Annotated in this window: 5 protein-coding genes; 2 read left to right on the top strand and 3 right to left on the bottom strand. The window is 65.2% G+C overall.

All coding sequences use genetic code 11. From position 1 onward, the window contains the following. Nucleotides 1-226 precede the first annotated feature (226 nt). A complete protein-coding gene (locus tag RJQ10_RS04090) occupies nt 227-1,090 on the top strand; it encodes an alpha/beta hydrolase (protein WP_350143899.1) in 864 nt (287 codons plus the stop codon). Between the two features lie 180 nt (nt 1,091-1,270). Continuing rightward, on the top strand, nt 1,271-2,803 hold the full coding sequence (locus tag RJQ10_RS04085; protein WP_350143897.1) for an HNH endonuclease signature motif containing protein: 1,533 nt from the start codon (nt 1,271-1,273) through the stop codon (nt 2,801-2,803). 84 nt (nt 2,804-2,887) lie between these two features. Here the strand turns inward: RJQ10_RS04085 and RJQ10_RS04080 are convergent, their stop codons facing one another. From RJQ10_RS04080 to RJQ10_RS04070, 3 genes are all read right to left on the bottom strand, one after another. Continuing rightward, nucleotides 2,888-3,694: a DUF547 domain-containing protein gene (locus tag RJQ10_RS04080; protein ID WP_350143896.1), complete on the bottom strand. Its 807-nt coding sequence runs from the start codon at nt 3,692-3,694 to the stop codon at nt 2,888-2,890. Continuing rightward, a complete protein-coding gene (locus RJQ10_RS04075; protein WP_350143894.1) occupies nt 3,691-5,853 on the bottom strand; it encodes a dihydrolipoyl dehydrogenase family protein in 2,163 nt (720 codons plus the stop codon). Before RJQ10_RS04075 ends, RJQ10_RS04080 begins: the two co-directional genes overlap by 4 nt. A gap of 48 nt (nt 5,854-5,901) precedes the next feature. After that, on the bottom strand, nt 5,902-6,161 hold a 260-nt coding region (locus tag RJQ10_RS04070), incomplete at its 5' end, for a DUF3641 domain-containing protein (protein ID WP_350143892.1).

Raw genomic sequence — 6,161 nt, 5'->3', positions numbered from 1 at the left:
GAGACCCAGACGCGATAGGGGCTGGTGTCCCGCTGCCAGGGCAGGTCCTTGCGTCCGTGCTGGTCGAACCAGGCCAGCAGGCGACGGGAAATTGTTTGCGTGGGGGCCATGGCGCGGTAGTGTACTGCAGCCTCGTGTGGTGGTCGAAGCGGGCTTGCGCAAGCCCGAACGTGAACCCTGTGCGTAAACAGGACAGGGAAGCAGGTACCAGAAGGGGTAAATGACCATGAAAAGCGTGTTAGTAGCCTTTGTCGCGGTGGCATCCATTACTGTCGCCGGCTGCGGGGTGGTGCTGGGCCAGAAACAGGCGCCGGCGGCGGTAAGCACGCTGGTGTATACGCCGGCGGACTGGCCCGAACCGCTGCAGGCGGATGTCTACCAGCCTCAGGGCAAGGGGCCGTTCCCGGGTATGCTGCTGGTGCACGGGGGCGGCTGGGAGCGCCGCAGCCGGGACGACATGGACCGCCTCGCCCGCTATTACGTGGGCCAGGGGTATGTGGTCATGAATGTCAGCTATCGGTTCGCCCCCGAAGCACGGTACCCGGCCCAGGTGCACGACCTGCAGCAGGCCATGCACTGGCTGCACCGGGAGGCCGGTCGCCTGGGCCTGGATGCGGAGCGCATCGGCGCCTTTGGCTACTCGGCAGGCGCTCACCTGGTCAGCCTGATGGCACTGGCCGCGGGCACCGGCAATGACCTCGACCAGCCCTGGGGCGGAGAGCGTACCCGGCCTGCGGCAGTGGTAGCGGGTGGCGCGCCAATGGACCTGCGCAAGTATACCGGCGGCAAGCTGGTGCCCCAGTTCCTTGGCGGGGGCATCAATGAGATACCGGAAACTTTTGCCGCCGCCTCTCCGGTCACCCGGGTACACCCGGATGCGCCGCCGTTCCTGTTGTTCCACGGCACTCGCGACAGCCTGGTAACGATTGATCACGCGGAAGAATTCGTCGCCGCCCTCGCTGCCCAGAATGTGCCGGTCGCGCTGGAGCGGCAGGGCGGACGCGGTCATATCCTGACCTTCCTCACGGTGGGCACGGCGCTGCCGGAGGCCGACGCCTTCCTGCAGCGGCATCTGGCCGCGGTGGACTAGTTTCGGGTGTCACTTTGTTGTCCCCCGGCAGTTGCATGAATTCCTTGTCATTCAATGATGGAAACTCCGGTAATTGAGTTCCCATGGGCAGGGTGGCCGCATTTGATGAAACGCGGTGCTTGTCGGGTTGCCGATCGTTGGCCATTATGCTGTATAAATACACAGTATAGGGGCTGGATCATGGGCGTACCGGCGATTGTGGAAGACTGGTCCCAGCGGCTGAGCGGGGCCCAGCTGGGGCAGGCGATTACCTTGCTCTCGGCGCAGATCAACGCGGCGAATCACCGCTTGCTCCGGCTGATTGCGGAGTTTGACAGCTGCGGTGGCTGGCGCGAGCAGGGCACGATGCGTTCCTGTGCCCACTGGCTGGTAGCCAACTGCGGCATTACCCTGGGCGCGGCGCGGGAGAAGGTGCGGGTGGCGCGGCAGCTGGAAGTGCTGCCGGAGTTGAATGTCGCTTTTGCGGAGGGAGGTATTTCCTATTCCAAGGTGCGCGCCATTACCCGCGTGGCCACCCCAGAGAATGAGGGCTTTATGGTGCATTTGGCGCAGAATAACAGCGCCGGTCATCTGGAGAGGCTGGTGAGTCGGTATGAGCCGGTGCCCGAGCCGGGCTTGGCGGGCTTGCTGGAGTGGGGGCCGGATAAAACTGTGGATGCCGCTGGTCCCGGTGACGTGGCTGCCGATCGCTCTGATGATGCCCCCGGGAATGGTGCCGCGCCGGTGCTGGACATGGAAGCCATGCGCGAGCTGGCCCGGGAGGTTTACTGGTTTCAGGATGAGGACGGCATGTGGGTGATTCATGCCAGGCTGCCGCCGGAACAGGGGCAGCTGGTCATGAAGGCCCTGCAGGCCGTGGCCCGGCCGCTGGCGGAAGAGCGGCAGGAAGAGTGGCAGGCCACGCAGAAGGCGCGCATGCAGGCAGTGGCGCGGAAGATTCTGCGGCGTGGGGGCACAGGGGACGGCGCGGGTGTCGATGGCGGCGCGGTTCGGGCTGATTCCTGTTCAGCTGCAGTGAGCGGCGCACACCCAGCCGCGGAATCAGCGACCGGCCCTTCGAACACCCTAACTAACCATCTTGCCTACGCCCGGGCGGAGGAAAAAATCTCCGCGGCAACTTTTTCGCAGCACATGAACCAGGTTCGGGCGGATGCGCTGGTGGCCTTGGTGGAGCACTTTCTGGCCACGGGGCCGGATTATCAGGGCCTGCAGGGCCTGAAGGGCACGGAGCGCTGCCAGGTTGTACTGCATGTGGATGTAAATACCCTGCGCGAGCAGCACTCGGGAGTGTGCTGCACGCATGGGCGGGCGCACTTCGAGGATAAACCGTGGCTTGCGCCGTCCACCGCGCGGCGGCTGAGTTGCGACGCGTCCCTGGTCACTGTGCTGGAAGATGACGCCGGCAAGGTGCTTAATGTGGGCAGGAAGTCGCGGATTGTGCCGGAGCGAATACGCCGCGCCCTGCGTGAGCGGGACGGGGTCTGCCAGTATCCGGGCTGTCAGGAATCGGAATACGTGGATGCTCATCATATCCAGCACTGGGCGGAGGGTGGAGAGACGCGGCTGGATAATCTGGTGACCCTGTGTCGGTTCCATCACCGGCAGTTGCACCGGGGCTGCTTTGACATTCGTCTCAACGGCGTTTCCGCGGAGATTCTGGCGTCCGACGATGTTCAGGAGCACAGGATGTCATGGGGAAGCAGTTCCCCCTGAAATCGGCAAGGCTTTTCTGCTGTTGGGGCTGGCATCAGGAGTCCGGCATTGCGGTCATGTCGACCCCGATGCGGGTGGCTCTTTTCAGGGCCGGGCCTCCAGGCGGTTGAGGGTCCAGTCATAGTCGAGGACGCGGACCTTCAGCTTGCCACTGGCCAGCTTTTCCCGGTCATCTGCGTCCAGCCCCAGGGCGCCTGCATACAGGGCAAGGAATGAGTCCAGCGTGTCCGCACCGCGCCAGCCCCGCTCGAAGTCCTCCCGGTACCACTTGAAGATGGATGACACCTCCAGGCGGCCATCGCGGTAGCGGTTGCGGCTACTGTCGCCGAGGAACCGCGTGCTGCTGTCCTCCAGCTGGGACTCCAGCTCCGCGGCGGTAAAGGGCTCGGGGCGCAGGGCAGGGCAGCCGATGGAGGCGCAGTTCACCGCGAAGTGGATACGCGGCTCGTCGTAACGCCCGGGCTCGCGGATGATCTCGTGTTCGATCCGGTCCAGGTACATCGGCTCCCCCAGCAGGGTAAAGAAGCGCATTTTCCAGGGATTCTGCCAGAAGCTGCCGATATTGCGGATGGAGTCCACCGGGTAATGGTCGATGATCAGCTTGAGGGTAAAGGCGTTGTAGGCATTGATCAGGAACGCCAGTTGCTCGGCCTCTGTCCAGCGCCCGAACTGGGGGGCTGCCACTGCGCTCAGCTCAGCCAGGTACGCCGCCAGCTCTGCCGGTTCCGCCCGCAGCGCGGCGTAGTCCACGCGGCTGTTGTGACCGCCTGGCTGCCACTGCACGTGCGTGGCAAGCACGCCCGCGAAACGCGCGTGGCTGTGATCGAACCCCAGGGCCGGCTGGGTCAGCAACAGCAGGGCAACAACAGCACCCAATGTCGTCAGCTTCACGCCCGGCCCCCGCGCCGCCAGCGATGGTAGCGCGCCAGCCAGCGCAGCACGCGCTCGGGGGCGTGGGCCTTCTTCCACTCCCCGGCGGCATACTTGTTGGCCTCCGCCAGGGTCGGATAGGTGTGGATGGTGCCCAGGATCTTGTTCAGCCCCAGGCCGTGGCGCATCGCCAGCACGAACTCCGCCAGCAGGTCTCCGCCCTGGGTGCCGACGATGGTGACGCCCAGGATACGGTCGCGGCCCGGCACGGTCAGCACCTTGACGAAGCCGCTGGTGGCGCTGTCGGCAATGGCCCGGTCCAGCTCCGCCAGTTCGAAGCGGGTCACCTCGAAGGCAATGCCGCGCTCGCGGGCTTCCTCCTCGCTCAGGCCCACCCGTGCCACTTCCGGGTCGATGAAGGTGGTCCAGGGGATCACCGAGTAATCCACCTTGAAGCGCTTGAACTGGCCAAACAGGGCGTTAACCGCTGCGTACCAGGCCATGTGGGCGGCAGTGTGGGTGAACTGGTAGGGCCCGGCGACATCGCCGGCGGCGTAGATGTTCGGGTACAGGGTTTCCAGGTACTCGTTGGTCGCCACGGTCTTGCTGGTGGGTATGTCCAGCTCTTCCAGGCCATAGCCGGTGAGGCGTGCCTTGCGGCCGACGGACACCAGCAGCTGGTCGAACTCGATGGTTTTTTCCTCACCCTCATGGGCTACCACCAGCAGTTTGCGTTCGCCGTCGCGCTCACAGCGCAGGGCGGCGTGCCCGGTCAGCACCTGCACCCCGTCCCGCGCCAGCGCCTGCCGAGCCAGCTCGGAGACTTCCGGGTCCTCCTTGTGCAGGATGCGCTCGCCGCGCTGCACCAGGCTCACTCTACTGCCGAGACGGGCAAAGGCCTGTGCCAGCTCGCTGCCGATGGGGCCGCCACCCAGCACGACCAGGCGCGGGGGTGGTGTGTCCAGCTCGGCGAAGGCGTCCCACATAGTGTCGCTGGTGACATAGCCCACGTCTTCCAGTCCCGGCAGGTCCGGTACCAGGGGGGCGGCGCCCGCGGCGATGACAATCGCCCGGCTAGTCAGGCGCTGGCTGCCGCCGTCGTTGAGGGCGATGTCCACGGTCCAGGGGTCGACGATCTTCGCGTAACCCTGCAGAACCTCCACCCCGAGGCCGGTGTAACGCTCGACACTGTCGTGGGGCTCGACCTCGGCAATGATCCGGTGTACCCGCGCCATCACCGCGCGGAAGCTGAACTGTGGCGTTGCCGGCTGCAGGCCGTAATGGTCGGCGTGGCGCATCTGCTGGGCCACTTTCGCGCTCTTGATCAGGGCCTTGCTCGGCACGCAGCCGTAGTTGAGGCAGTCGCCACCCATCTTGTGGGCCTCCACCAGGGTGACCTTCGCCTTCACCGCCGCGGCGATGTAGGCGGAGACCAGGCCGCCGGCGCCAGCCCCGATCACGACCAGGTTGCGGTCAAAGCTTTTTGGCTTCTGCCAGGGCTTGTAGACCCGGCGCCGCTGCACCGCGGCGACGATGGCCTTGGCAATCCAGGGGAAAATGCCCAGCAGCACGAAGGACAGCAACAGCTCCAGCGACAGGATATCCCCCACCCGCTCTATAGCCGCGAGCCGGGTGCCCGCATTCACATAGACTGCGGTGCCCGCCAGCATGCCCAGCTGGCTGATCCAGTAGAAGGTCCAGGTGCGCAGCCGGGTCAGACCCATCACCAGGTTGATGATAAAGAAGGGAAAAATGGGCACCAGGCGCAGGGTGAACAGGTAGAACGCGCCGTCGCGCTCGATGCCCCGGTCGATGGCCTTGAGGCGTTCCCCGAAGCGCCGTTCCACGGTATCGCGCAGCAGGAAGCGCGCCACCAGGAAGGCCACGGTGGCGCCTATGCTGGAGGCAAAGGACACCAGCAGCAGGCCCTGGCCGAGCCCGAACAGGGCGCCACCTGCCAGGGTCATGATCGCCGCACCCGGCAGCGACAGGGCCGTGACAATGACATAGATGACGAAATAGGCCGCTGGCACCAGCACCGGGTGCTGAGCCAGCAACCCGGCGAAGCGCGCCTGGCTGGTCTTGAGCTGGTCCAGGGTCAGGTAATCGTCCAGACCCAGGGCGAAGAACGCCAGTACCAGGGCAGCGACGGCAGAAATCAGCAGCAGTTTCTTGTTCACGATTTTCCTCGGGAGTCTGTTTGGGCAACGTTGGCGTCGGCGTTGCAATTACTGCGGCAGGGCGCCCCCGCAGCTACTGCCCTGGCCTGCGGTGCAGCCGTAGCAGTGGTCGGCAACCCGGATTTCCCGGCCACTGAGATCGCTTTCCAGCAGGGATTCCAGTCGGGGCCGGGAGGCCTCGCCCGCCAGTGGCAGGTCCAGCTGCTGGTTGAAGTCGCAGTCATACAGATAGCCCTGCCAGTCCACGCTGACCAGTGACCGGCACATCACAGACTCCAGGTTCCGCGGCTGGTAGGCGTCCTTCAACA

Source organism: Haliea sp. (genome assembly GCF_040222615.1).
GTDB lineage: Bacteria > Pseudomonadota > Gammaproteobacteria > Pseudomonadales > Halieaceae > Haliea.
The sequence above is the reverse complement of the archived record's forward strand: the minus strand, read 5'-3'. Positions and strand labels throughout refer to the sequence as shown.

What these genes read in the sequence shown, in the direction of transcription:
- RJQ10_RS04090 (WP_350143899.1), top strand. Translation starts at nt 227, where the DNA reads ATGAAAAGCGTGTTAGTAGCCTTTGTCGCGGTGGCATCCATTACTGTC.
- RJQ10_RS04085 (WP_350143897.1), top strand. Translation starts at nt 1,271, where the DNA reads ATGGGCGTACCGGCGATTGTGGAAGACTGGTCCCAGCGGCTGAGCGGG.